Consider the following 26,147-nt stretch of genomic DNA (forward strand, 5'->3'; position numbering starts at 1 on the left):
TTTATTAAATGTTAATTATATCAATTAATAATTGATTTAATTTAAGAATATCTTACATACTTTTGGTTATTTTTAGTGTTTAAATTGCTAAAATCTAAATTATGTATTAAAATTGCCGAATGAAGTATAGACAACTAACTAAAGAGCAATTTGAAGGATTACATGAAGAATTTGCTCGTTTTTTAGCATCGCAAAGTATTGATGTTAAAGAATGGAAAGAAATAAAAGAACAAAAACCAGCAGTAGCAGAGGATGAAATGAATGTTTTTAGCGATGTCGTTTGGGATGATGTGCTTACTAAAACTGAATATTTAGAGCATTTTTCACCAAAAATGGTTAATTTATTCAAATGCGATAAAGATGAAATTCATCGTATTATGGTAACTATTGATAAAGATATAAACTTGTTAGAACAAGAAGGTTTTGAGTGGTTAATGCAAAACCCAAATGATGAAAAAGTCGAACTTTTTACAGGAACAATAAAGTATAAAAAAGAACGAAATGTTGAGGTTTTCGATTTAATAGAAAAAGGAAGTTCAATATCAAAAGGAGAAATATACGAATACTTTAATCGATTAACATCGTAAGTAATGTATCGGTTCCACTACTAGCAACGTCTTTAATAATGGTTAAATTAGTAAAGGCGTTTTTAGTAATTACAGGTTTTGGATCAATAAAATAAATAGGTGTGTTTTCAGATACATAATCAATTAAACTTGCCGCAGGATATACTTGCATTGATGTTCCTATAATTACTAAAACATCAGCTTTTAATGTTGTTTCAATAGCTTTTTCAAGCATTGGAACATCTTCTCCAAACCAAACAATATGTGGTCGTAATTGGGCGTTTTTTTCACATAAATCACCTAAAAAAATATCTTTTGTACAGGTGTAAATTAGGTTTTCATCAATTGTACTTTTTGACTTTAATAGTTCGCCATGCAAATGTAGAACACTTGAGTTTTTAGCTCGTTCATGTAAATCATCTACATTTTGAGTAATGATATCAACTTGATACTTTTCTTCTAACTTTGTTAAATTATGATGTGCTTTATTAGGTGAAACGGATAGTAATTGTTTTCTACGTTGATTATAAAAATCAAGAACTAATTCAGGATTATTTTTAAATCCTTCAGGTGAGGCAACATCATAAATATTATGACCTTCCCATAAACCATCGGCATCTCTAAAAGTTTTAATACCGCTTTCGGCACTAATTCCTGCTCCTGTTAATATTACCAATCTTTTTTTCATTTGTATTATTTTTTCTGATAAAAAAATCCATTATTAATTTTGATGATACTAAAGTATGAAATTTTAGTATTTTTGCAAGATGATTGATGAAGGATTATTAGCATATTTAGAAGGTTTTATTACCGATAAAAGAAAAGAAACATTTAATAGAGTTTTAAATGAAAGAACACGTCATTTTACCGTTGTTTTAGAAGATATTTATCAACCTCATAACGCAAGTGCGGTGGTGAGAAGTTGTGATATTTTTGGTGTTCAAGATGTCTATGCCATTGAAAATAGATTTACAAACAAAGTGTCTAGACACGTTGCAAAAGGAAGTCAAAAATGGTTAAATATCAACAGATATAAAGAAGATGGCGATAATACCAAAGCATGTATCGACGATTTACGTGCAAAAGGATATCAAATAATTGGAACAACTCCACACACAGATTCTTGTGTATTATCTGATTTTGATGTTACTAAAAAATCGGCATTTGTATTTGGTGCAGAAAAAGACGGGATTTCTGATTATATAAAACAAGAAGCTGACGGTTTTTTAAAAATTCCGATGGTTGGTTTTACAGAAAGTTTAAATATTTCAGTAGCAGCTGCAATTACTTTAAATGATGTTACAGCCCGTTTACGTAAAACAGATTTAAACTGGCAATTAAGCAAAGAAGAACAGCGTGTTTTATATTTTGAATGGATTAAAAACACGATAAAAAATCCTGATAAACTAATTGAATATTATCATAAAGAATTAGAAAAATCTTAGTTAGTACTGATAATATTTAAAACTAAATCTTTAGTCAACGTTTGTCCGTTGGCTATTTTTTTGATGTTATCAAAAGTAAATACAAAATTACAACCAGTTTTATAATCAGAGCATCCGTAAGCAGATTTTCCTTTTAAAATTGTTCCTTTTTTACATTTCGGGCAAGGAATAATATCTGTGTTTTTTTGAGTTGATGTTTGATTTACTGTTTGAACTGTTACTTGTTTTGGCTCTAGTTTTAAGTTGAAGTTTTCATCAAAACGAACTAAGCCTTCTATTTTATCATCTCCATTTTTGAAGCCTTTTAAATTGGTCGTGCAACCTTTATCAATCAATCGAATTAATTGATTTTCAGATATTTTTTTATCCATAAAACTAAAAGGTAATTTAAAATCACAACCAGTTTTATAGCTAGAACATCCGTAAGCGGTACTTCCTTTTAATAATTGTCCTTTTTTACATTTTGGACATTCTTTACCAACGATTGTTTTTTTCTGAGGAACAGCCTTTTTTACAACTTTCTGAGTTTCATTATCCGAAGAAAGTCGTTTTGTTTTGGTGCTTGAACGAACTTCATACACCAATTCATCCACCATTTTTTTCATGTTTTTGATAAATGTTCCTGCATTAAATTCCCCACGTTCAATTTCCTTTAAACGTTTTTCCCAAAGTCCTGTAAGTTCTGCTGATTTTAATAATTCATTATCAATTAAATCAATTAAATCAATTCCTGTTTTAGTCGGAATTACCAGTTTTTTCTGACGTTCAATATATTTTCTTCGGAATAAAGTTTCAATAATACTTGCACGAGTTGATGGACGACCGATACCATTTTCTTTCATTAATTCACGCATTTCATCGTCATCAACTTGTTTTCCTGCGGTTTCCATAGCTCGTAATAAACTTGCTTCGGTGTAATTTCGTGGCGGTTTTGTTTCTTTTTCTAAAAAACTAGGTTCGTGTGTTCCTTTTTCACCTTTTACAAAAGTCGGTAATACGTTGGTTTCTATCTTTTTAGTGTCATTTCCGTGTTCAAAAACAATACGCCATCCTTTTGATAAGATTTCTTTACCACTTGTTTTAAAAGAGATATCTCCAACTTTTCCAATTACAGATGTATTGGCAACATCGCTTTCAGGATAAAAAACAGCAATAAAACGACGGGTAATAATATCGTAGACTTGTTGCTGATTGTAAGGTAAATTATTTTGAATTCCAGTAGGAATAATAGCGTGGTGATCTGTTACTTTTTTATCATCAAAAACCTTTTTAGATTTCTTTATTTTTTGACCTAATAATGGTTTTGTTAAGGTGCTAAAATTGGTTAGTTTCGATAAAATTCCTGCAATTTTTGGATATACATCATTTGGTAAAAAAGTAGTATCAACCCTTGGATATGTTACAACTTTCATTTCATAAAGCTTTTGAACCATTTTTAATGTTTCATCCGCAGAAAATCCAAATTTATTATTACAATATACTTGTAATCCTGTTAAATCAAATAATTTAGGAGCGTATTCTTTTCCTTTTTTCTTTGTTACTGAAGTAATTTCAAAATCACTTTCTTTTACTTTATCAGCAAAAATTTGTCCTTCTTCTTTTTTTAAAAAACGACCTTCTTCGTAACTAAAAAGTGTTTCTCTGTATAAAGTTTGTAGTTCCCAGTAAGGTTGTGATTTAAAATTTTGAATTTCTTTAAATCGATTAACTAACATTGCAAGGGTAGGAGTTTGTACTCTTCCTACGGATAATACTTGTTTGTATCCGCCAAATTTAACGGTGTATAATCGAGTGGCATTTAAGCCTAATAACCAATCACCAATAGCACGTGAAAACCCTGCATAATATAAATTATCGTATTGCGATGCTGGTTTTAAGTTTTTAAAACCGTCTCGAATAGCTTCTTCTGTTAATGAAGAAATCCATAAACGTTGTACTTCACCTTTATAATTTGCTTGATTTATTACCCAGCGTTGTATTAATTCACCTTCAGTTCCTGCATCACCACAATTGATAACAAGATCGGCTTTATCAAATAATGATTTTACAATTTTAAACTGTTTTTGAATCCCTTCATCACCAGTTACCTTTGTATTAAAATGTTCAGGAAGCATTGGTAAATTATTCAAATCCCAACTTTTCCAGTGTGGTTTGTAGTCTTTAGGCTCTAAAAGTGTGCACAAATGCCCAAAAGTGTAGGTTACTGCATAGCCGTTACCTTCAAAATATCCATCTCGTTTGGTGTTGGCTCCTAATATATTAGCAATTTCTCTTGCTACACTTGGTTTTTCGGCAATACAGACTTTCATTTGTTTTATTTAGATAGTCGAAATTACTAAAATATTTACGAATGTTGAAAAATGATTTTGATTAGTTTTTAAATTAAAAAATAGTGTGTTTGTAAATGAATGTAAATAATACTATTTTTTATTATTTTGTTAGTTCTATTATTTCTCCATCATCAGGAATTAAAACTTTGTTATTTAGTTTTTTATTTATCAAAATTTCTTTTAATTGATTTCTAGTTAATGGACAGTGGTTTATAGCTTCCATATGGTTTGCTATAACAATTCCTGATGAATTTTTAATAAACTTTAAAATATCATTAATATCCATAATTAGTTTTTTAAATAAATCAAACTGTGCTGTTCCACAAGCTAAAACACTAATATCTGGTTTGTAATTTTTTAATACGTTATCTACTGATTTAGTATAAACAGTATCTGCACTAAGGTATATTGATTTCTGTTGAGGTAGTTTTATATAAAATCCAATTACATTTCCCATTGGTTTAGATATAAATCCGTATCCATGTTTAGCAGGTATTCCTTCTATTGTACCATTTAAAAAACTTTTTTCTTCTCCGTATTTTAAGGTGTTAATAATATTTAGCCCTCTTTTTTTTAGTGCTTTTTTATCTTTTATACTGCAAGTAACAGGTATATTTTTTTCTAATAAAAAGGCTATACCTTTACTATCTAGGTGGTCAGGGTGAAGGTGGGTAATCAAACAATGTGTTACTTTTTTAAGTATTTCATTTGTATTATTAGGTAGTGAAACAGTAGGATTTCTTTTAACTTTATATTTAAAAAGAGTAAAAGTAGGCATAAACCCTTTGTTACCTAACATAGGGTCAATTAGAATAACATCTTTTTCAGTTTCTATAATCATAGTAGCATTTCTAATGTGGTGTATTTTTAACATTCTTTATTTTTTATACAAATGTCAGGTTATGAAATGCTATTTTTATTGATTCAAATCAAGAAGTACGTTTTTTTATTCGGCTTAATGTTTCAGGAGTAATATTTAAATAAGATGCAATATGATATTGAGGTACTTTTTTTATCCACTCGGGTTTATAAGTAAATAATTCTTGATATAATTCCTCAGGTGTTTTAGTTATTTTGTTAAATTCTAATATGTTCTTATGTTTTAATAAATTTTGAAAAGATTTTTCTATTAATAATTTAGCACAATTATGTTTTTCTAATAGATTAAAAAATGACTGTTTACCAATACTTAAAACTTCTGAATCAGAAAGACATTCTTGATATTTTTTAGTTTCTAAATTATTAATAAAAGGTAATAAATCAGAAATAAATTGTGGTTTAGTATAAAAATTAATATTTGTTTCTTTTTCAGAACTAGCATAATATTCTCTTACAATTCCTTTATTTAAAAATCTAAGTTGTTTTTCTTTTTTATTAGCACGTAAAATAATGCTTCCTTTTTTATAATTATTGGTTTGAATAATATCAATAAATTCTTCTAAACCATGATTATTTAAAGAATATTGATTTTTTAAAAAAAATAAAATTTCAGAATATTGATTATTAATAAGCATTTATTTAATGATAATTATTAGTTTTTAAATCGGACTTTTTTACCTTTTAAAGTAGCTCTAAAATACTTGTTGTTTTTTATCAATAATAATTCTCCGTATTTACCATTTTTGATACTAGAATCTACTCCAAAAACTTTATGATTAAACAATTCGACAACAGTTTCATTAGAACAATGACCAACAACAATATGTTTGGAGTTTATATCTTTTAAAATATCAGAAACATCAGTATCTTTTAAATTATCATTAAAATAACCACGATACCATATTAAACTTTTATTACCATAATAGGTATTATAAAAATTAGTAGTTTTCATTTCTTCTGTTGTTTTATCAATAGAAGCTCTCATAATATTGTTTATATTTTCAATATCAAAATCAGTATTATTTATAAAATATTTAGAAATACCACCATGAGCAAAAGTATTATTATTTATTTTAAGAATAGTAGGTTTAGAGCGTAGCCACTTTCCTAGAACTGTTTTATTACTATATAATTGATTGTAATTTAAGTTTAATAATTTAGATGTTTGTTTGTATTTATCACTAATATATCTTAAGTCTTTACGAAGAACCATATATTCATGATTTCCTAGAATAAAATGAACATTTCCGCCTTTTTTTATGGCTTCATTTTCAAGTTTATAAATTAACCAAAGTGTTTCATTTACTTTATCACCTCTATCAAAAATATCACCAACAATTACTAAATGACCTTTTCCGAAATTCCAATTTAGATTTTTATCAATTATTTTATTGTTTTTTAATAATTCAACGGCTAAATCATATTGTCCATGAATATCACTTAAAACGGCTATTTTTTTTACATTTTTATAAATAGCTTTTTTAGGATAAAAAATAGTATCGTAAGTGTTAGTAGCTAGTTCTTTAGATAAAACATTACCTTTTTCTATTGATTTTTGAATCAGTTTATTTTCTGATATAAATATATAAGGACCATCTGAAATTTCAGATAAATTATCTTTTTGACCAAAAAGAGCAACGTTTGAAATTAACAATAATAGGTAAAAAGTATTTTTAATAAAATTTTTTTTAACTATCATTATTTTATGAAATTTCGTTGTCTTTTAGCTTCAAAAGTTAAAATAGCAGCAGCAACCGAAACATTCATAGAATCAATAGCTCCTTGCATAGGAATATTTATATTTTGAGTTGCTTTATCACGCCAAGTTTGAGTTAAACCTGTTGATTCTGTACCAACAACTAACGCAGTAGCTGAGGTGTAATCATTTTTATGATATTCGTTTGAATTTTGCAAAGTCGCGCTATAAATATTGATGTTTTTTTCTTGTAAAAAAGCAATAATTTCTTCGGATGTACCAACGCCAATTTGATTTGTAAAAACACAACCAACACTAGAGCGTACAATATTCGGATTGAATAAATCAGTTTTAGGATTTGCTATAAAAACGGCATCAATATTAGCGGCATCGGCAGTACGAAGCATTGCACCGATATTTCCAGGTTTTTCAATACCTTCTAAAACTAAAACAAGTGGAGTAGTAGTTTTAAATTTGATAGTATCTAAACTAAAATTTTTAGTTTTTACAACAGCGACTACACCTTCGGTAGTATCACGATAAGCTATTTTTTGATAAATTTCTTTGGTAATTTCTATACAAGAAGCAGTAGCTACTTTAATAGCGTTTAAATCTTCAAAAGAAAACATATCAGGAACAAATAAAATAGTATCTATTTCATATCCGCCTTTTATGACTAACGAAATTTCACGTTGTCCTTCTACTAAAAATAATCCTTTCTTTTTTCGTTCACGAGATTTATCTTGAAGTTTCAATAAATCTTTAATATAAGGATTTTGTATACTGCTAATCTGTTTCATAAACGCAAAAATACCCAATATTCGCTGTTTTTATGGCTATTTATAGGAGAATATTTTATCAAAATATTTAATTGAAAATTTTTTAATGATTGTTAAATACTAATTTCCCTAATTTTTGATGACCTGATAACCATGCTGTATTTTTATCTGAAAATTGAATTGTGTAATAACTATCTTTATTGACTTCTTTCCAAGTATATCCGCTATTATTAGAAAAAGAGACTCCTGTTTTTCCAACAGCAAATATTTCTTTTCCATTTGTATTAGGAACATATTGTACACAACTTTTATAAGTCGGGTTTTGATTATCGGCAACAAGTGTCCATGTTTTTCCTCCATCCGAAGTAATTGCTTTATTAGCGCAATTATCGTTTGGTTTTAAATAATCTCCACCAATAGCAATACCGTTTAATTCATCATAAAAATCAATAGAATAAATTCCTTGAGTTTCATTTCCTTGGATAATTGGTGTATTGTAAGTTTCCCAAGTATTTCCGTAGTCGGTAGATTTAAAAATTCGTGATTTTGTTCCGCCTGAAGCAATCCATACGGTGTTATTAATAATAGCAATATTGGTGTTACTTGCTGCAAAAAAAGCTTCTCCTTTGTCAAATTTAGGTAATGTTGAACATGGTAATTTAGTCCAAGTATTACCATTGTCTGATGTTAAAATTATTGAAGGACAGTTTTCTTCTTCTGTAGGATCGCCAACAGCAATTCCATGTTTTTTATCAGAAAAAAACTTTATAGCATCATAAAAAACTTTTTCGTGTTTTTCGGTATAAACTAATTCAAAATCAGTTTTATTATATTTATATAAAAGTGCTGGATTTCCTATTGATAAAGCAAAAAAATGCGTTCCGTTATAAGCTAAACTTCTATAATTCGGTATAACTGAATCGTATTTATAGTTATAACAATTAAAATCTTCTCCATTAAAAGTATAGCCTAATTCACCATTTGAAGCAGCGTAATAAATTTCTTTATCGCTTATAACTTTAATAGCACGAATATTTAAACTATCCATTTTAAATTCACGAATATTTACTTGTTTAATATTTCTTGAGCTATATTCTTTTTGACATGAAAAAGAAATAAATAAGACTAGAATTAAAATAGGGAAATGTTTCATTTTTTGATATTTTTACAGAACTAAATTAGTGAAAGCAATCTAAATTATATGAAAAAAGCATTGGTAATTTCTGGAGGAGGAAGCAAAGGCGCATTTGCAGGTGGTGTTGTTGAGTATTTAATGAAAGAAAAGAAAAAAGATTATGATTTATTTTTAGGGACATCAACAGGAAGTTTAATGGTTTCGCATTTGGCGTTAAAAAAAGTGGATGCTTTGAAAGAAATATATACCAATGTTAATCAAAAATCTATTTTTAGTAATAGTCCTTTTAAAATTAAGGTAGTTCATGGCGAAAAAGTAATTTATATTCGACATATAAACACTTTATGGAATTTTTTAAATGGTAGAAAAACTTTTGGAGAAAGTAAAAACCTAAGAAAACTGATAAAAAATAACATTACTCGTGAAATGTATGATGAAATTCGTACGAGTAATAAAGAAGTTGTAGTAACCGTTTCAAACTTAACAGCCAATAAAATAGAGTATAAAGCGATTTCTGAATGTACTTATGAAGATTTTTGTGATTGGATTTGGGGTTCGTGTAATTATGTTCCTTTTATGAGTTTGTTAGAAAAAAATGGCTGTCAGTATGCCGATGGAGGTTTTGGAAGTTTAATTCCGATAAGAGAAGCCATTTTAAGAGGTGCTAAAGAAATTGATGCTGTAATTTTAGAAACAGAAGTAAATCAAATAAATAGAATGCCAGCAAATAATCCATTTTCATTGATGTTAGATGTTTTTGGCTTTTTATTAGAACACGTAGAAAAACACAATATTACTATTGGTAAACTTACAGCTAAGCATCATGATGTAAAATTAAATCTGTATTATACTCCAACTGTTTTAACAACCAATACTTTAATTTTTGATAAAGTGAAAATGACAAAATGGTGGAAATCGGGCTATGATTATGCTAAAACATTAGATGCCGAAAAAATGAGTCAATTTAGACCAGATATGTTAGATGATGAGGAAATAGAAGAAGGTTTAGAGAATAGTTTATTATCATAAATGTTTATTTTAATCGATAAAAAAAAATCTAGCAATATTATTGCTAGATTTTTTTATGACTTAAATTAAAAAAAGTTAATTCAAATTAATATACATATTGTTATAATCGATATTTGTTATAGATGAATTCCAATGATTACTACCTGTATTAAATTCTTTTTTAGAAGTATTAGTTCCTTTGCTTCCAACTGTAATATATTCGATAGTTTTTTCAAGTAAAGGTTCTGTAATATCTCCAATTACTCCTAAGTTTTCTGAGTTTTCTTCTAAAAGAACTTCAGGAATAAACCCATTAGGTTTATTTTCACCAAGTTTATTCTGAATTTCTAAAACAATAGGTTGCATTGCCCAAGTGTGATTTGTTTTAAAGTTAGCACCATTACGTTGAAAATTATCAGAATCATATAAAGTGATAGAACCAACGTGTTTACCATAAGTTTGTGTACCGACTAATTTCACATTAATATAAGGTTTTAGAGCATTTATAACTAATTCAGAAGCAGATGCTGTATTTTCTGATACTATAAAATAGACAGTATTCATACCAACACTATTAATAGTTTCATCTAAAATTATGTTTCCGCTGCTATCTTTATTTAATATTTTATCGGTAAAATTATTTTCAAGTTTATCAGGTGATACAGCCTTCATAAACTTACTATTCCATACTTGTTTAGAAAATAATTCCTTGTTAAACTGACCAGTAATCATACCTCCTAAATAAACGGCTGATTGTACAGAACCACCACCATTATAACGTAAATCAATAATTAAATGGGTAATTACTTCATTTTTAAATTTAGCAAAAGCCGTGTTTAATTCACCATCAAAAGAACTAGAAAATTGATTATACATTAAGTATCCAATTCTATTAGCTCCGTTGTTTATTACTTTAACTTCTTTTATAGGGTTTTCAGTTACTTGAGAGCTTGTTAATGAAATAGTATTACCGTTGCTAACAGGATTTCCCATATTATAATCGGCTAAATGTATGGTAAATGAATTACTATTAAGTAATGAATTAACATTTGTTCTTGTAATTTGTGTACCGTTAACTTCAGAAATAAGCATTCCTCTAGTTACTCCATTAATATCTGCATCTGAAGTTTTTACAACATCATATACATACACATAATAATTGTCAGAACCATCTAAATAATCAGCTCCCTTTAACTTCATACCTGTTGTTAAACGAATACTTTGAAAAGATTGCTCTAAAGCAATATAATCATCAGTAATCCAAGAATAGTTTCTGTTAGGGTTTTTTGGATATTCATTTTCATAAGATAATAAATTAGAAAATAAATCACTAGGGTTTTCTGTTTCCGATAAATAACTATACAATTGCTGGTCGTTAGTAAAACGTGTGTCAGATAAATCACTAACTTGATCTTGCCATAAATAGAATGCATTTAATCCTTTCCAAACAAAACTTTGAATTTGAATATCATTAGGGGTTTCTCCTTTTTTATTACAAGAAACTATTGATATCAATAAAAATAAGTAAAAAAAGGTACTAAAAGATGCTTTAAGTAATTTCATAAGGAATATATTGGCTATAGTATCAACGCAATTTAGTGAATAATATTATTTTTTTTAATTTTTGATGTAACAAACTTAAAACTATCTCGTCGTAGTTATGTAAACCCACTAGATATAAAGTTTTATAAGTTTACAAAACTAACCTACTACAAAAATGAATCAATCAGACTTTTTAAAAGTTGTCATGCCATTTAAAGATAAAGTCTTTCGTTTAGCAAAAAGACTTTTAGTTTCTAGAGAGGAAGCAGAAGATGCTACGCAAGAATTAGTGTTTAAGTTATGGAGAAACAAAGAAAAATTGTCTGACTATAAAAATGTAGAAGCATTTGCTATGACTATGACAAAAAATTATTGTTATGATAGATTAAAATCGAAACAAGCAAGTAATTTAACTTTAGTTCATACTAATTATAAAGAAAAAGAAACACCCTTAGATAAAAAAGTAGAACACAATGACAGTGTAAGTTTAGTTCATCAGTTGATTGAAAAATTACCAGCACAACAAAAAATTATTATTCAATTAAGAGATGTGGAACAATATGATTTTGATGAGATATGTAAAATGGTAGACATGAAACCAACTGCTGTTAGAGTAGCTTTATCTAGAGCAAGAAAAACAATAAGACAAGAACTGATTAAAAAACATAACTATGGAGTTAACTAACATAGAAAAATTAGTAGAAAAATACTTAAATGCAACAACTACTTTGCAAGAAGAAGAAGTATTACAAAAATACTTTACTTCAGATAATGTAGCAGTGCATTTACAAGAATACAGTATATTATTTAGTTACTTTAAACAGAGTAAAAACGATACGTTTACAAAAACCATTCAGTTAAAACCTGAGAAACCTAAGAAGAACTGGAAATGGTTATCGGTAGCAGCGTCAATAGTTTTGTTATTAAGTTTATTTGTGGGTAATGAAAAATATAAAGAGCATCAACAAAGGAAACAGTTCGTAGAAATTACTACAGCGTTACAAATGGTTTCAATAAATTTAAACAAAGGAAACGAAGCATTATATGCCGTTTCAGATAACTTAAACAAAGGAAATGAAGCTCTAGAATATTTGAATACCTACGAAGAAACAATAGATAAAGTAATAAAGACTGTAAATTAATATAAACAAGAATAACCCCAAGAATTTAATAAACAAGAAGATCATGAAAAAAATAATAATAATATTTGCACTAGTATTTACAGCAAATTTAAGTTTCGGACAATCAATATTTGATAAACTTGAAGATATTGATGAGGTATCATCAGTAGTAGTAAATAAAGATGCTTTTGAGATTTTATCGAAATTTAATGTTAATTCAGATGATAACGAAGCTATGGAAGTTTTTAATATGATAAAAGACTTACAAGAGTTAAAAGTCTTTTCAACAGAAAAAATAGCAGTTTCTACTCAAATGGAAAATTTAGTAAAATCAGCTGTAAGTAAAAATAATTTAACAGAATTAATGCGTATTAAAGATAAAGATTCACGTGTTAAAATTTATGTGAAGTCGACTAAAAATAAAGACTTTGTTAGTGAAGTATTAATGTTTGTGAAAAATAAAAATGCTAAAACTGGCGGTCCAGAATCTGTAATTGTATCATTAACTGGAACTATTGATATTAATAAAATGTCTAAACTAGCAGATACTTTTTCTAAGGATAAAAAATAAATAATAGTATCAAAAAATCAAGAGTAAAAAATATTTTTACTCTTGATTTTTATCAACTAACTAATCCAAAAATAAAAAGAGAATGAAAAAAACATTTATATACTTGTTACTATTAGTAGCCTTTATTACAGTTTCATGTAAAAAAGAAGTATCATTACAAAGCTATTTAGTAGAAAGTCAAGATAAAAAAGGATTTGTAAATTTTAATATTCCTACAAATTTATTCGAGTTGTCAGTAGATAAATCATCTGAAGATGATAAAAAAATATTAGCTAGTATTCATAAAATAAATATAACGGGCTTACCTTATAAAACTTCAGATGAAGTTACTTATGAAATAGAAAAAGAGAAATTAAAAGCAATTTTAAAAAGTTCTGATTATAAGAAACTAATAAATTTTAAAGAAGAAAATATGCATGTATCTTTTTATTATAGTGGAAAAGCAGATGCTATTGATGAAATTATAGCTTTTGGTTATGGTAAAGAAAAGGGAGTTGGTATTGCTCGTATTTTAGGTGATAAAATGAATATTACTAAAATTATGGAAATGTTACAAAATGCAAAGTTAAATAGTGATAATTTAGATTTTGAAAAGTTTAGCAGTCTTTTTGGAATTTAAAAAAAAATATAATAATAACACCATCAAATATTTTGATGGTGTTTTCTTTTTAACGGCTCATTAACAAGTCTCCCAATAGATTTTCTTACTTTTGATGCTTAAACGAAAATATTTTATGAAGTTTCAAAAAGTCCTTACTTTTCTCGTTGTTTTTTTTACGCTTACGTTGTTTTCACAATCAAATACTGTTTACAGAGCAGAAACAGCTAAAGTTCACGATTTAATTCACACTAAATTAAAAGTAGATTTTAATTTTAAAAATCAGCAATTAAACGGAGAAGAATGGGTAACCATGAAACCTCATTTTTATGAAACAGCTAAAGTAACGTTAGATGCAAAGGCAATGCTTATTCATGAAGTTTTAATGAATAAACAATCTTTACCTTATAATTATGATGATTTTAAATTGATTATCGATTTACCTCGTATTTATAAAAGGAATGAAGAATTTACTATCTATATAAAATATACTGCACGTCCTGAAAAAGTAAAGCAAAAAGGAAGCTCAGCTATAACATCAGCAAAAGGTTTGTATTTTGTAAACCCGACAGGTTTAGATAAAAATAAACCAACCCAAGTTTGGACACAAGGTGAAACCGAAGCAAGTAGTTGTTGGTTTCCTACAATTGATGCACCTAATCAAAAAACATCACAAGAAATTTATATTACTGTTCCTACAAAATATGTAACACTTTCTAACGGGAAATTAGAAAATCAACAAAAAAATAACAACGGCACAAGAACTGATTATTGGAATTTTACTCAAAAACACGCACCATATTTATTTTTTATGGGAGTAGGGGAATATGAAATTATAAAAGACAGTTATAAAAATATTCCTGTTGATTATTATGTTGAAAAAAAATATGCTCCGTACGCAAAAGAGATTTTTGGAAATACTCCTGAAATGTTGGCTTTTTTCTCAAAAATTACAGGAATCGAATATCCTTGGAATAAATATGCACAAATTGTCGGTAGAGATTATGTAAGTGGTGCGATGGAAAATACAACGGCTGTAATTCATGGAGAAAAAGCCTATCAAATGCCTGGGCAATTAATCGATGAAAATACACATGAAGATACGATTTCTCACGAAGCTTTTCATCATTGGTTCGGGAATTATGTAACTGCCGAAAGTTGGAGTAATTTAACCGTTAACGAAAGTTTTGCAAATTACAGTGAATATTTATGGAGGGAATATAAATACGGTAAAGAAAATGCCGATGCTCATTTATTAGAAACTATTGAGGGCTATAAAAATGGGCAAAATTTTGATAAACATTTAGTACGTTTTAAATATCAAGATAAAGAAGATATGTTTGATGGCGTTAGCTATAATAAAGGTGGCGCAATTTTACATATGTTGCGTAATTATTTAGGTGATGAAGCATTTTATGTAGGATTAAACAAGTATTTAATTACTAATAAATACAGTACAGCAGAAGCGCATCAATTGCGATTGGCTTTTGAAACGGTAACTGGAAAAGATTTGAATTGGTTTTTTAATCAATGGTTTTTTAATAGTGGGCATCCGAAGTTAGATGTTTCTTACGATTTTAATAAATTAAGAAAAACAGTTACTATCAATATTATTCAGAATCAAGAAAATGAATTTAAATTTCCTTTTACTATTGATGTTTTTGAAGATAACAAATCAACACGTCATACTGTTTTTGTAGATAGTAAAGATGCTTCGTTTACGTTTCCTTTTATAAAACAACCTCAGTTTATTCAGGTAAATGCTGATGGAGTTTTATTATGTGATATTTTCGAAAATAAAGTTTTAAGCGATTATATTTATCAATTAAAACATGCTGATAATTATCAACATAAAAAAGAAGCTTTAGTTGAGGTTGCTAAAAATCAAGATGATAAAAAAGCATTTGATGCAATAGCTGAAGCAATGAGTGATTCATTTTATAAAATTAGAATTTTAGCTTTAGAGAATATCAATTTGGTAAATAAAAATTCTAAAAAAAGAGTGATTTCAAAAATTAAAGAAATCGCAATAAATGACACGAAAACATTAGTAAAAGCAGCAGCGATAGAAACATTAGGAAAGTTAACAGATCCTGAATTAAAATCGGTTTTTCAAAAGGGTTTAGAAAGTAAATCGTATGCTGTGTTAGGGAAATCTTTGGTTGGAATGTATTATGTCGATAAAACTTTAGCTATTCAAAAATCTAAAACATTACCATCAGAAGTAAAAGAAATTATAGCAAATCCTTTAACACGTATTTATTTAGAAGAAAATGATGAAGATGAATTAAGTTTTATTGCAGGTAATGTAATGTCGGGAATGTATTTAAGTCAAGATAAAAAAACACAAGGATTATATAAAAAAGCTTATGATAAAATAGCAAAAAGTAGCAATACGGAAGCTATCAAAAATTTAGCAGATGATATTGTATCAAAAGGAATTCAGTATAAAAAATATAGTTTTGATAAAGTAGGTGTAAATTTGTTGCGTCAAGTTGTACAAAGACAGAAAAAAGCAAACCACGCAACGAAACTTAAAAATATTGAAATTGTTAAAATAGCAATGGCTCAATTATTAGAATAAACAAATAAAATTAATTTAAATATTAGTTATTGGCATAATAATTGTTATTTCTGACGAAACCCAAACTTCATGAAAAAAATTACTTTATTACTGTTTTTTACAGTGTTAATACTTTCTTGTAACAGTATTAAAACAACCGAAAAAGCATTAAATACTGGCGATTATGATAAAGCAATTTCTTTATCGATTAAAAAATTGTCCAAAAACAAGTATAAAGAAAAAAATCAACCGTATGTTATAATGCTTCAGAATGCTTTTTTTAAAGCAACGAAAAGAGATTTAGCAAAAATATCATATTTAGAAAAAGAGAATAATTCGACAAATTTAGAAGCTATTTATACACTTTATAATCGATTAAAAAATAGACAAGAACAAATTAAGCCGTTACTGCCTTTAAATGATGTTTCGACAGGTGAAAATGTAAACTTTAACTTGGTTAATTATGATAATAAAATTATTCAAGCAAAAGAAAATTATGCAAATTATTTATACAAAAAAGGTGTAGATTTATTAAATTCTGGTTATCAAAATAAGATGAATTACAGAAAGTCATATGATGCATTTACATATTTAAATAAGGTAAGTCCTAATTATAAAAACACGCAAACCTTACTTAAAAAAGCACATTTAAAAGGAACAGATTATGTTTATTTATCAGTAAATAATGAAACAAATCAAATAATTCCTAGAAGATTAGAAGATGATTTATTAGCAATAGATACTTATGGTTTAAATGATTTATGGACAGTGTATCATTCTAAAAAAAATAACTTTGTGAAGTATGATTTTGATTTAGAGTTAAATTTGAGAAGTATTGATATTTCTCCTGAACAAATTCGTGAAAAAGAAATCATTAAAGAAAAACAAATTAAAGATGGATTTAAATATCTGAAAAATAATAACGGCGGTTATGTAAAAGATAGTTTAGGTGTTAAAATTAAAGTAGATAATTTTAGAACTATTAGATGTAGATTGTATCGTTTTACACAATTTAAGAGTAGTAAAGTAAGTGGTTTGGTTAAGTATTTTGAAAATTCATCAGATCAATTAGTAGAGAGTTTTCCTATTGAAAGTGAATTTGTTTTTGAGCATATTTACGCTAATTACGATGGAGATAGAAGAGCTTTAGACGATGTTTTTTTCAATTTAACAAAGTTGCAATCGATGAATTTTCCTTCAAACGAACAAATGGTGTACGATACAGGAACAGATTTAAAAGAAAGACTTAAAAATATTATTACAAGAAATAAATTTAGAAACTAACTTTTTTTAAATTTTCAACTAAAAAACTCCTGCTATAAACAGGAGTTTTTTAGTTCTAATAAGATTATTTTATTTTCTCAAAAAATGTTAATTGATAATTCGGTAACGCTTTTGGATTTGTAATTTTTATGATATCTTTTAAAACTAAATCAGGTCTAATTGGTGATTGCTCAAAATAGATAAGTCCACCTGTTTTTCCTTTTTTTGTACCGATAGTATAAGTGCTTTCATTTTTTAAAGCATCGAATTCTTTATAATGTTTATTAGCATTTAATAATTGTTCTTTTGTTTCGTATAAACCACAACCAATCCAGTAATCTGCTTTTTTTCCTTTATCTAAAGCACTCTCAAAACTTAATTGTAAACTACCCGTATTTTTAGTTTCTTTCCAACGATAATTTAAATGAGCATCTTTAAAAAAAGTTGCAGTAAAACTATTTCCTCCAGGAACATTCCAAACTTCTTTAAACATACTTCCTGATAAAATTGTTGGATAATTAGCGCTTTTTTCAGCTGTTTTTTTAGCGTCTAAATAATTTTTTTCAATGGTATTAAAAATACTATCTGCTTGTTTTTCTTTATTTAAAAGTACTCCGAAAAATTTAATCCATTCGGCTCTTCCTAAAGGCGTTTCTTCTAGCCAATCGCCATTAAAAATAACAGGAATACCTGATTTTTTAATATTTTCATATAATTTACTATTTGGATGTAAAGAGAAACCAATAACTAATTCGGGTTGTAAATCTAGTAGTTTTTCGGTGTTCATACTTTGTTCATTTCCTAATTCTGTAATTTTTCCAGCATCAATTCTTTTTCTTGTTTTTTCTGATGAAATATATTTTGCATGTGGAAATCCGACTAATTTTTCCTCACTATTTAAAAGTTCGAGCATCGGTATATGCGTAGTACTTGTAACGACTAATTTTTCAACAGGAATTTTTAGTTGATTTTTAGAAATATCAGTTTTATTGGTAAGTGTAAATTCAAATTGTTTATCTGAATTTTGAAATACTTTTTTAATGATTAATTTTTTCTGATTATTTTCAGTAATAATATCAAAGCCTTTTGCATATTTAATAGGGCTTTGGTTAGCTGTTATTGTTTGGCTGTTTTTTTCTTCTGATTTTTTACATTGGATAAAAAATAATGTAAGAATAAGAAATATTAAAAACTGTTTCATTTTGATGATTGAATTATAGTGTGAATTTGATAATATCTCCGTACGTTAATTTTAAATCGAAAGAGTTTTCTAAAGAAATATTGTTTACATAAGCCCATAAACTTCTGATAACTCCAGCATGTGTAACGATAATAACACGTTGTTTTTTTAACGATTTGAGTTCGTTTAAAAACTGAACAGTTCTGGTGTGTAAATCAATATAAGACTCGCCATTTGTAACCGTAATATTTACAAAATCGTTCATCCAAATATCTAATTCAGGATCATTAATTTCATCCCATTTTTTCAGTTCCCAATCTCCAAAATCAAGTTCTTTTAATCTATCATCAAAAATAATAGTATCTGATAATTGTTCTGCTAATAATTTACAACGTTTTAAAGGACTTGAATAATAAGCAGTTTCAGTATCATTTACAGGAACTTCTTTTAAAATTGGCTGTATTTCTTCTGAAAAAGTATCGATAACACCAATATCAGCTTGTCCGTAGCAGATTCCTTTTTCAATATTTGGAGTCGTATGTCTGACTAAAATAATTTCCATAAAATAAGTATTGATAAATAAAAAATAACTTCGGATACTTGTTGTAATGCTCCAGCACAATCACCAGTTTGTCCGCCAATCCATTTTTTGAAAAAACGACTCATATATAAATAGGTCAATAATAATGGAATTAAAACGGTAAATATTTTAATATCTTCAAAAAATACAAGAGGCAGTATTCCAAAGAAACCAGAAATAATAAGTGCTTTTGTACTCATTTTTTTTGTGGTCGGTTTTACTTTAGCAGTATCAATATCTCTTACATATTCGTGAGTATACAATAAAATAGTAGCGATAAATCGGCTAATTGCGTGTCCAGAAATCAATAATAAAGGAATTGTTTTAATCGAATTATTGAATTGTAAAAGCTCTTGTAAACTCAATAATTTAATCGATAAAAGACAAATTATTCCGACAACACCATAAGTTCCTAATCTAGAATCTTTCATGATAATTAGGATTTTATCTTTCGTCCAACCGCCACCAAAACCGTCGCAAACATCAGCAAAACCATCTTCATGAAAAGCGCCTGTTGTCCAGACAGAAGCAATCAAACTAAAAACAAGTGCAATATTTGGGTTGAATAGAAAGGATGCTCCAACATAAATCAATCCTGATATTGCGCCAATAAGAATACCAACTAACGAGAAATATCGACTGCTTTTATTTAAAATTTCAGGAGAATGATTCACCCATTTTGGGCAAGGAATTCGGGTGAAAAATAAAATAGCTGTTAAAAAATAATGAATTTGATTTTTCATAAATTAAGCTTCTGATACATTGGCACTTTTAAAAGTTGCCATTTCATTTAAAAAACTAACCGCAGCTTTCACAATAGGAAAAGCTACTGCGCTACCAGTTCCTTCGCCTAAACGTAAACCAATATTTAAAAGTGGTTTTGCATTTAAAAATTGCAACATTTTTTCATGACCTTGTTCGCCTGAAGTATGGCAAAAAATACAGTAATCTAGAACATTTTTATTGATAGCTTGTGCCGCTAATAAAGCAGAAGTAACAATAAATCCATCTACTAAAATTGTCATTTTTAAAGATGCCGCTTCAAGCATAGCTCCGCACATCATTACAATTTCAAAACCGCCAAAAGTAGCCAAAGCATCTATCGGATTTTTAATATTTTTTTGATGTAAATTAAATGTGTTTTTAAGAATTTTGGCTTTTTTAAGAACTCCAGAATCATCTAAACCAGTTCCTTTTCCTACACAATCTTCAATAGAAATATCAGTAAAATAACTCATCAATAAAGAAGCAGAAGAAGTGTTTCCAATTCCCATTTCACCAAAACCAATAGTATTTGTTCCTTGTTTATGTAACTCTGTAACTAGTTTTTTTCCTTTGTCTAAAGCTGATAAACACTCGGTTGTGGTCATTGCTTTTTCAATACTGTAATCTTTTGTTCCTTTAGCTATTTTTGCTGATATTAAATTATCATTTGGTTCAAAATCAGCATTTACACCTGCATCAACAATTTTTAAATTGATATCATTCTGATTACAAAAAACATTAATTGCTGCTCCGTTGTTTAAGAAATTTAACACCATTTGTTGGGTTACTTCCTGAGGATAAGGACTTACAGCTTTCGATGTTACAATTCCATGATCGCCAGCAAAAATAACAATACTCGGTTTTGATAAAATAGGAGTAAGGCTGTTTTGAATTTGTCCTATTTGCAAGGCAATTTCTTCTAAAACTCCTAACGAGCCAATTGGTTTTGTTTTGAAATTAATTTTATCTTGAAGTGCTGTTTTTAGCGTATTTGAAAGTTGTGTTATTTCCGTAGAATACATCTTGTTTATTTTAAAGTTAGTGGTAAACCTGATACCATAAAAATGGCTTTATCTGCTTTTTTTGCAATATATTGATTTGTCCAACCTTGTAGTTCAGTGAATTTTCTACCAATTTGAGTATCGGCATGTAAACCCATTCCTATTTCATTTGAAATAATAATAATAGTAGCATTTTTTTCAGCGATTACTTTAAGTAGTTTATCTATTTCTTGAATGGCTAAATTTAGGCTTTCTTGCTCATCATTTTTAGTATCTAAATAAAAATTAGTTAGCCATAAAGTAACGCAATCAATAACTACGGTTGCATTTTTAGGAATTACATTACTGATGTTTTTTTCTTCTTCAATAGTTGTCCAACGTTCATCTCTATCAGAAATATGTCTGTCTACACGTTTTTTAAAATCGGCATCCCAAATTCTTGAAGTTGCTAAATAATAAGGGTTTTCTGATAATGATTCTGCTAATCCTTGTGCATAACTGCTTTTTCCTGAACGTTCTCCGCCAGAGATATAATACATCATAATTAATAATTATAATAAAGAAATAAATTAAACGGCAAAGATTGTAAAGATTTTTTAGAAAAAGAGAATAATACTCGATAACTATGTAATTTAGCCGTTCAAAATATATTTTTATGAAAGTTTCCTCATTTATGCCAGCAGTAACCCAAATGATTTATGATATGGGATTACAAGAATATTTAGACGGTGTTACATTTGAATGTCCTGCAATTGCACTAAAAGAAAAACAGGTAGCTGTTAAATATAAGTTAGAAGGAAAAACTTTAACTAGTGATGAAATTAATACCATTTTTTCAAAAACAAAAGCTGAAGGAGGTACGTTGTATTATGTTGATGAACCTGTTTTAGAAAGTATTGCTCCAGATATTATTTTTACACAAGATGTATGTGATGTTTGTCAAATAGATACAGAATCTGTTGCAAAATCTGCTTATAAATTAGCAAAACAACCAACTTTAATTTCTATAACTCCAAATTCTTTAGACGATGTTTTTGAGAATGCATTAACCATAGCAAAAGCAATGGGAAAAGAAGAAATAGGAATTAAATATGTGCAAAAACTTAAAGAGCGTATTTATAATATAGTTGATACACAAAGAGCTAACAGAATACAACCTAAAAGTGTAATGCTTTTAGAATGGATTGATCCGTTGTTTAATTGCGGACATTGGATTCCTCATCAAATAGGATATGCTGGCGGTATTGATTTATTATCGCATCCTTCAGGAGATAGTATTGTTATTTCTTGGGATAAAATTGTAAAATATAATCCAGAGATATTAATAATTGCTCCGTGTGGTTACGGAATTTCACGAACAATGGAAGATATGCAGTTTTTAGAAGATAAACCAGAATGGAGTTCTTTAAAAGCCGTTAAAAATAAACAGGTTTTTATTGCTGATTTTGCCATGTTTACACAATCATCAGCAAGTACTTTAGTCGATGGTATTGAGTGTTTATCATCAATGATTCATCCGAATTATTTTTCGGTATCAAGTGAGCTAACTGTTAAGTTTTCTAACTATAATGATTTGTTATTGTTAAATTCTTAAAATAATAACATACATTTGCCGAAAATTATAGGTTTTGATGTTTTTCTCAAGAAAATAAGACATTAAATTAAAAGGGAATTCGGTTAAATACCGAAGCTGTTCCCGCAACTGTAAGCTATAAAGTTTGTAATTAATCTTTAAGTCACTGTTTTTATAAATGGGAAGACCAATTACAAGACGCAAGCCAGGAGACCTGCCTATTTTTTTTAATAATTCGAACTTTCGGGATAAAAGTTTGAGTGTGGATTTTCTACGCTTTAATTTTTCTCGATATTTAATTTTATAATCATTTTAAAAATGAAAAAAAGAGTACTTTGTTTAGGTGTTTTAACAACACTTTTAGCATTTAATGTAAATGCACAACAAAAAGAAAAAACAGTAGCTTTAGATGAAGTAGTGGTTACTGATTCTAGATTTAAGTTAAAAAGAGAAAATTCTGGTAAAGTTGTTCACCAAATTACGGCAGAAACTATACAGAATAATCAAGGTAAAAACTTAGTTGATTTAATTAATACAGTTGCTGGTATTGAAATTAACGGAAATACAAGTTCTAGTGGAAAAGATTTAGGTTTTTTTGTTAGAGGTGGTAAAACTAAAGAAGTTTTAGTTTTAATTGATGGTGTTCAGGTTACTAATCCAGCAGGTTCGGGTTATGATTTAAGACTTTTAGATTTAAATGCAGTAGAATCTGTAGAAATTATTAAAGGTGCTGCAAGTACACTTTATGGTTCAGGAGCAACAACTGCTGTAATAAATATTACGTTAAAAGAAGCAAAAAGTGGTGCTGTAAATACTGATTTAGCATTATTGGTAGGAACTGATAATTCACAAGATTCTAAAAATGGTACTGTTATTCAAAGTAACGCAACTATTAATGGTAAGGTTAATAAGTTTGATTATTTAGTTGGTTTTTCAGCTTTACAGTCGAATGGTTTTTCTCAAGCTGAATCAGAAAATGAAGCAATTGAATTTAATAATGATCCTTTTCAAAGAATTGCAACTAATTTAAAAGTTGGATATAAATTCGATAATCGTTTTTCTGTTAAAGCTTTTGGTAGTTATAATTCTTTTGATAATAATTATGATACAGGTGCTTTTACTGATGGAAATGAATTTTCTGAAGATGTAAGTTATAGAGTAGGTGTTTCACCAGAATATAATTATGGAAACGGAAGTATTCATATTAATGCAGCATATAGTGAGTATAAAACTGATAGAACTCAAACATCATATCCAGGAAAAAGTAATGGAGAAAATTATATTGTTGATGCTTTTGTTAAACATAAACTTGATAATTTTTATTTATTAGCAGGGGTTAATTATCAAGATAATAGCATTGAAACTTTTACTATTCCTTATGGTGAAACTGAGTTAGTAAAAACAGTTTATGCAGAAAAACCTAAATCAACATTAATTGATCCTTACGTAAATGCCGTTTATGTTTCTGATTATGGAGTAAACTTCAATGCTGGTGTACGATTAAATAATCATAATAAATATGGTAATCATTTTGTTTATAACTTAAATCCATCATATACTTTAAAGCAAAGTAATGGTTATCTTAAGTTTTTAGCATCATATAGTACTGCGTTTTTAGCACCATCTGTACAAGATTTATACTCTTCATATGGTAATATTGATTTAAACCCACAAGAAAGCACTACTTACGAAGGAGGTTTAGAATATAAATTAAACTCATTAGTATTAAATGCAGTATATTTTAATAGAGATGTAGATAATATTATAGCTTATAGTTTTACTACTTTTAAAATGGCTAATTTTGGAGATACAACTGTTAAAGGAGTAGAGTTTTCTGCAAATTATAATGTTTTAAAAGGGTTACAATTAAATGCTAATTATGCATTTACAGAAAATGATGCTATAGCAATTAGAATACCTAAGCATAAAGTTAATGCAGGTGTAAATTATACATATAAGGCTACAAATGTAGGTGTAAATTATCAGTTTGTTAGTGATAGAGATGATACAGATTTTAGAAATTGGCCAAGTGTAAATACTACTTTAGAATCATATTCACTTTTAGATTTTTCAGTAAATCATAAATTAAATGATAATATTAGAGTAATGTTTGATGTATCAAATATCTTAAATGAAGATTATCAAGAAGTTTTAGGATATTCAACTAAAGGAAGAAACTTTAAATTAGGAGTTGGTTTTAACTTTTAAGCTATAATTCCTTAAAAAATAAAAAATCCCACTTATATATTAAGTGGGATTTTTGTTTATAAAAATTTCTCTTTTATTTCTTTAGAAGGAATTGTACAAGTTTCTTTTTTTCCAAACCATTTGTATCTATTTTTTGCAATAAAATCGTAACAATAATCTCTGAAATCTTCTGGAATAAATTTTAAAATAACGGTTAAATTCCAAAAACCACCAAAAGAAGCCATAATTTTTAAAGCAGCTGTAGATTTTATATAATAAGCAACTTTAGGTTCGTATAAAATAATAGAATCAATTTTAGAAGTATCGATACCTAAATAATTTGTTATTTCTTTTCCGATATCCGATTGTAAACTTGCAAATACAAATTGATTTTTAGTATCTAATTTAATCGCTTTTAATACCGAACTATTACAGAAGTTACAAACTCCATCAAACAGAATTATTTTCTTATCAGTATGTAAATCAGTCATTTATTTGTTTTTTATGAGTGGTTTTTAAAAATATAAAAATATTTTGTAACATAAATCAAAATTAGTCGTCTTGTAATGAAGTAAATAATGATTTAACATAAAATTACTAAATAGAGCAATTATATGTATTTATTTTTAGATTTTTAAAATTAGCCAAGACAATGATTCGAATAGAAAACCTACACAAATCGTACCCAATCGGAAAAGATTCACTTCATGTTTTAAAAGGATTAGATTTACATATTAAAGAAGGTGAATTTGTATCGATTATGGGTTCATCAGGATCAGGAAAATCAACTTTATTAAATATTGTAGGTTTATTAGATATTCATGATGAAGGAAAATATTATTTAAATGGTCAATTAATTGAAGATTTAAATGAAACAAAAGCAGCGGTTTTACGTAATAAATTTTTAGGATTTATTTTTCAATCGTTTAATTTGATATCATATAAAACAGCCTTAGAAAACGTAGCCTTACCATTATATTATAAAGGTGTTTCTAGAAAAGAACGAGCAGTTATCGCTTTAGAATATTTAGAGAAAGTAGGTTTAAAAGAATGGGCACATCATTTACCAAACGAACTTTCAGGAGGACAAAAACAACGTGTTGCAATTGCAAGAGCCTTGGTTACTAAACCTAAAGTTGTTTTAGCTGATGAGCCTACAGGAGCTTTAGATTCAACAACTACGGATTCTGTTATGGATTTATTGAAAGGGATTAACGAAGAAGGAATGACGGTTTTTGTAATTACTCATGAAGAGGAAGTTGCAGAGCAAACAAAAAGAATTATTCGTTTAAAAGATGGTGTTATTATTAGTGATGAATTAACAGCTAAATCGGAAAATAAAGTTAAATCTAAAGCAATTTAATT

At 27.8% G+C, this 26,147-nt stretch carries 26 protein-coding genes and 1 riboswitch; of the genes, 12 read left to right on the forward strand and 14 right to left on the reverse strand.

Annotation, left to right across the window (positions count from 1 at the left end; genetic code table 11):
• The first annotated feature begins 119 nt into the window (after positions 1 to 119).
• On the forward strand, positions 120 to 587 hold the full coding sequence (locus AB0T67_RS00410; protein ID WP_369218660.1) for a DUF6495 family protein: 468 nt from the start codon (positions 120 to 122) through the stop codon (positions 585 to 587).
• Here the strand turns inward: AB0T67_RS00410 and AB0T67_RS00415 are convergent.
• On the reverse strand, positions 568 to 1,254 hold the full coding sequence (locus AB0T67_RS00415; RefSeq protein ID WP_369218661.1) for a Sir2 family NAD-dependent protein deacetylase: 687 nt from the start codon (positions 1,252 to 1,254) through the stop codon (positions 568 to 570). The two genes, AB0T67_RS00410 and AB0T67_RS00415, sit on opposite strands and share 20 nt — an antisense overlap.
• Before the next feature lie 79 nt (positions 1,255 to 1,333).
• Here AB0T67_RS00415 and AB0T67_RS00420 point away from each other — a divergent pair, with 79 nt between their 5' ends.
• The gene (locus AB0T67_RS00420; protein ID WP_271230205.1) at positions 1,334 to 2,011 is read left to right on the forward strand and encodes a TrmH family RNA methyltransferase; all 678 of its coding nucleotides are present in this window, start codon (positions 1,334 to 1,336) and stop codon (positions 2,009 to 2,011) included.
• On the opposite strand, the gene AB0T67_RS00425 is transcribed toward AB0T67_RS00420, so the two are convergent.
• The 6 genes from AB0T67_RS00425 to AB0T67_RS00450 all read right to left on the reverse strand — a co-directional run bounded on the left by AB0T67_RS00425 (position 2,008) and on the right by AB0T67_RS00450 (position 8,848).
• Positions 2,008 to 4,320: a DNA topoisomerase 3 gene (locus AB0T67_RS00425; RefSeq protein ID WP_369218662.1), complete on the reverse strand. Its 2,313-nt coding sequence runs from the start codon at positions 4,318 to 4,320 to the stop codon at positions 2,008 to 2,010. The genes AB0T67_RS00420 and AB0T67_RS00425 overlap by 4 nt on opposite strands.
• A 121-nt stretch (positions 4,321 to 4,441) precedes the next feature.
• A complete protein-coding gene (locus AB0T67_RS00430; protein WP_369218663.1) occupies positions 4,442 to 5,215 on the reverse strand; it encodes an MBL fold metallo-hydrolase in 774 nt (257 codons plus the stop codon).
• Between the two features lie 55 nt (positions 5,216 to 5,270).
• Entirely contained in the window at positions 5,271 to 5,855 is a 585-nt protein-coding gene (locus tag AB0T67_RS00435) for a Crp/Fnr family transcriptional regulator (RefSeq protein WP_369218664.1), read from the reverse strand.
• Between the two features lie 17 nt (positions 5,856 to 5,872).
• Positions 5,873 to 6,919, reverse strand: a complete 1,047-nt coding sequence (locus tag AB0T67_RS00440; protein ID WP_369218665.1) for a metallophosphoesterase — start codon at positions 6,917 to 6,919, stop codon at positions 5,873 to 5,875.
• The gene (locus tag AB0T67_RS00445; protein ID WP_369218666.1) at positions 6,919 to 7,716 is read right to left on the reverse strand and encodes a TrmH family RNA methyltransferase; all 798 of its coding nucleotides are present in this window, start codon (positions 7,714 to 7,716) and stop codon (positions 6,919 to 6,921) included. The genes AB0T67_RS00440 and AB0T67_RS00445 overlap by 1 nt, the downstream gene beginning before the upstream one ends.
• Before the next feature lie 82 nt (positions 7,717 to 7,798).
• Positions 7,799 to 8,848, reverse strand: coding sequence for a beta propeller repeat protein (locus AB0T67_RS00450; protein WP_369218667.1), 1,050 nt, complete (start codon positions 8,846 to 8,848; stop codon positions 7,799 to 7,801).
• Positions 8,849 to 8,896: 48 nt separating this feature from the next.
• Between AB0T67_RS00450 and AB0T67_RS00455 the strand changes: the two genes are divergently transcribed.
• Positions 8,897 to 9,859 (forward strand): patatin-like phospholipase family protein, encoded by a 963-nt coding sequence (locus AB0T67_RS00455; RefSeq protein WP_369218668.1) that lies wholly within the window; start codon positions 8,897 to 8,899, stop codon positions 9,857 to 9,859.
• A 75-nt stretch (positions 9,860 to 9,934) separates the two neighbouring features.
• Here the strand turns inward: AB0T67_RS00455 and AB0T67_RS00460 are convergent, their stop codons facing one another.
• A complete protein-coding gene (locus AB0T67_RS00460; protein WP_369218669.1) occupies positions 9,935 to 11,401 on the reverse strand; it encodes a S41 family peptidase in 1,467 nt (488 codons plus the stop codon).
• 154 nt (positions 11,402 to 11,555) lie between these two features.
• On the opposite strand from AB0T67_RS00460, the gene AB0T67_RS00465 reads away from it, so the two are divergent.
• The 6 genes from AB0T67_RS00465 (at position 11,556) to AB0T67_RS00490 (ending at position 17,517) form a co-directional block, all read left to right on the forward strand.
• Entirely contained in the window at positions 11,556 to 12,065 is a 510-nt protein-coding gene (locus AB0T67_RS00465) for an RNA polymerase sigma factor (RefSeq protein WP_369218670.1), read from the forward strand.
• Complete coding sequence (locus AB0T67_RS00470; RefSeq protein WP_369218671.1) at positions 12,052 to 12,522, forward strand: hypothetical protein; 471 nt, start codon at positions 12,052 to 12,054, stop codon at positions 12,520 to 12,522. The genes AB0T67_RS00465 and AB0T67_RS00470 overlap by 14 nt, the downstream gene beginning before the upstream one ends.
• A gap of 43 nt (positions 12,523 to 12,565) precedes the next feature.
• Positions 12,566 to 13,072: a DUF4252 domain-containing protein gene (locus AB0T67_RS00475; RefSeq protein WP_271230197.1), complete on the forward strand. Its 507-nt coding sequence runs from the start codon at positions 12,566 to 12,568 to the stop codon at positions 13,070 to 13,072.
• Between the two features lie 82 nt (positions 13,073 to 13,154).
• Entirely contained in the window at positions 13,155 to 13,691 is a 537-nt protein-coding gene (locus AB0T67_RS00480) for a DUF4252 domain-containing protein (RefSeq protein WP_369218672.1), read from the forward strand.
• A gap of 115 nt (positions 13,692 to 13,806) precedes the next feature.
• Entirely contained in the window at positions 13,807 to 16,254 is a 2,448-nt protein-coding gene (locus AB0T67_RS00485; RefSeq protein ID WP_369218673.1) for a M1 family aminopeptidase, read from the forward strand.
• Positions 16,255 to 16,323: 69 nt separating this feature from the next.
• Positions 16,324 to 17,517 carry a hypothetical protein gene (locus AB0T67_RS00490; RefSeq protein ID WP_369218674.1) on the forward strand — a complete coding sequence of 398 codons (1,194 nt, stop codon included), beginning with the start codon at positions 16,324 to 16,326 and terminating at the stop codon, positions 17,515 to 17,517.
• Between the two features lie 64 nt (positions 17,518 to 17,581).
• On the opposite strand, the gene AB0T67_RS00495 is transcribed toward AB0T67_RS00490, so the two are convergent.
• Genes AB0T67_RS00495 through AB0T67_RS00515 form a run of 5 tightly spaced genes read right to left on the reverse strand, consistent with a single transcriptional unit; the run spans position 17,582 to position 21,564 of the window.
• Entirely contained in the window at positions 17,582 to 18,697 is a 1,116-nt protein-coding gene (locus AB0T67_RS00495; protein ID WP_369218675.1) for an ABC transporter substrate-binding protein, read from the reverse strand.
• 13 nt (positions 18,698 to 18,710) lie between these two features.
• Positions 18,711 to 19,238: an alpha-ribazole phosphatase gene (gene cobC / locus AB0T67_RS00500; protein ID WP_369218676.1), complete on the reverse strand. Its 528-nt coding sequence runs from the start codon at positions 19,236 to 19,238 to the stop codon at positions 18,711 to 18,713.
• Complete coding sequence (locus tag AB0T67_RS00505; RefSeq protein WP_369218677.1) at positions 19,223 to 19,999, reverse strand: adenosylcobinamide-GDP ribazoletransferase; 777 nt, start codon at positions 19,997 to 19,999, stop codon at positions 19,223 to 19,225. Before AB0T67_RS00505 ends, cobC begins: the two co-directional genes overlap by 16 nt.
• A gap of 3 nt (positions 20,000 to 20,002) precedes the next feature.
• A complete protein-coding gene (cobT, locus tag AB0T67_RS00510; protein WP_369218678.1) occupies positions 20,003 to 21,043 on the reverse strand; it encodes a nicotinate-nucleotide--dimethylbenzimidazole phosphoribosyltransferase in 1,041 nt (346 codons plus the stop codon).
• Positions 21,044 to 21,048: 5 nt separating this feature from the next.
• The gene (locus AB0T67_RS00515) at positions 21,049 to 21,564 is read right to left on the reverse strand and encodes a bifunctional adenosylcobinamide kinase/adenosylcobinamide-phosphate guanylyltransferase (RefSeq protein WP_369218679.1); all 516 of its coding nucleotides are present in this window, start codon (positions 21,562 to 21,564) and stop codon (positions 21,049 to 21,051) included.
• 113 nt (positions 21,565 to 21,677) lie between these two features.
• Here AB0T67_RS00515 and AB0T67_RS00520 point away from each other — a divergent pair, with 113 nt between their 5' ends.
• Both AB0T67_RS00520 and AB0T67_RS00525 read left to right on the forward strand, forming a co-directional pair.
• Positions 21,678 to 22,616, forward strand: a complete 939-nt coding sequence (locus tag AB0T67_RS00520) for an ABC transporter substrate-binding protein (protein WP_369218680.1) — start codon at positions 21,678 to 21,680, stop codon at positions 22,614 to 22,616.
• Positions 22,617 to 22,628: 12 nt separating this feature from the next.
• Positions 22,629 to 22,831, forward strand: a riboswitch (cobalamin riboswitch).
• A gap of 82 nt (positions 22,832 to 22,913) precedes the next feature.
• Positions 22,914 to 24,803 (forward strand): TonB-dependent receptor plug domain-containing protein, encoded by a 1,890-nt coding sequence (locus tag AB0T67_RS00525; RefSeq protein WP_369218681.1) that lies wholly within the window; start codon positions 22,914 to 22,916, stop codon positions 24,801 to 24,803.
• Between the two features lie 56 nt (positions 24,804 to 24,859).
• Here the strand turns inward: AB0T67_RS00525 and AB0T67_RS00530 are convergent, their stop codons facing one another.
• On the reverse strand, positions 24,860 to 25,273 hold the full coding sequence (locus AB0T67_RS00530) for a thiol-disulfide oxidoreductase DCC family protein (RefSeq protein ID WP_369218682.1): 414 nt from the start codon (positions 25,271 to 25,273) through the stop codon (positions 24,860 to 24,862).
• A 161-nt stretch (positions 25,274 to 25,434) separates the two neighbouring features.
• Between AB0T67_RS00530 and AB0T67_RS00535 the strand changes: the two genes are divergently transcribed.
• A complete protein-coding gene (locus AB0T67_RS00535) occupies positions 25,435 to 26,145 on the forward strand; it encodes an ABC transporter ATP-binding protein (RefSeq protein ID WP_369218683.1) in 711 nt (236 codons plus the stop codon).
• Positions 26,146 to 26,147 lie beyond the last annotated feature (2 nt).

Source organism: Tenacibaculum salmonis, from assembly GCF_041053065.1.
Taxonomy (GTDB): Bacteria; Bacteroidota; Bacteroidia; order Flavobacteriales; family Flavobacteriaceae; genus Polaribacter; species Polaribacter pacificus_A.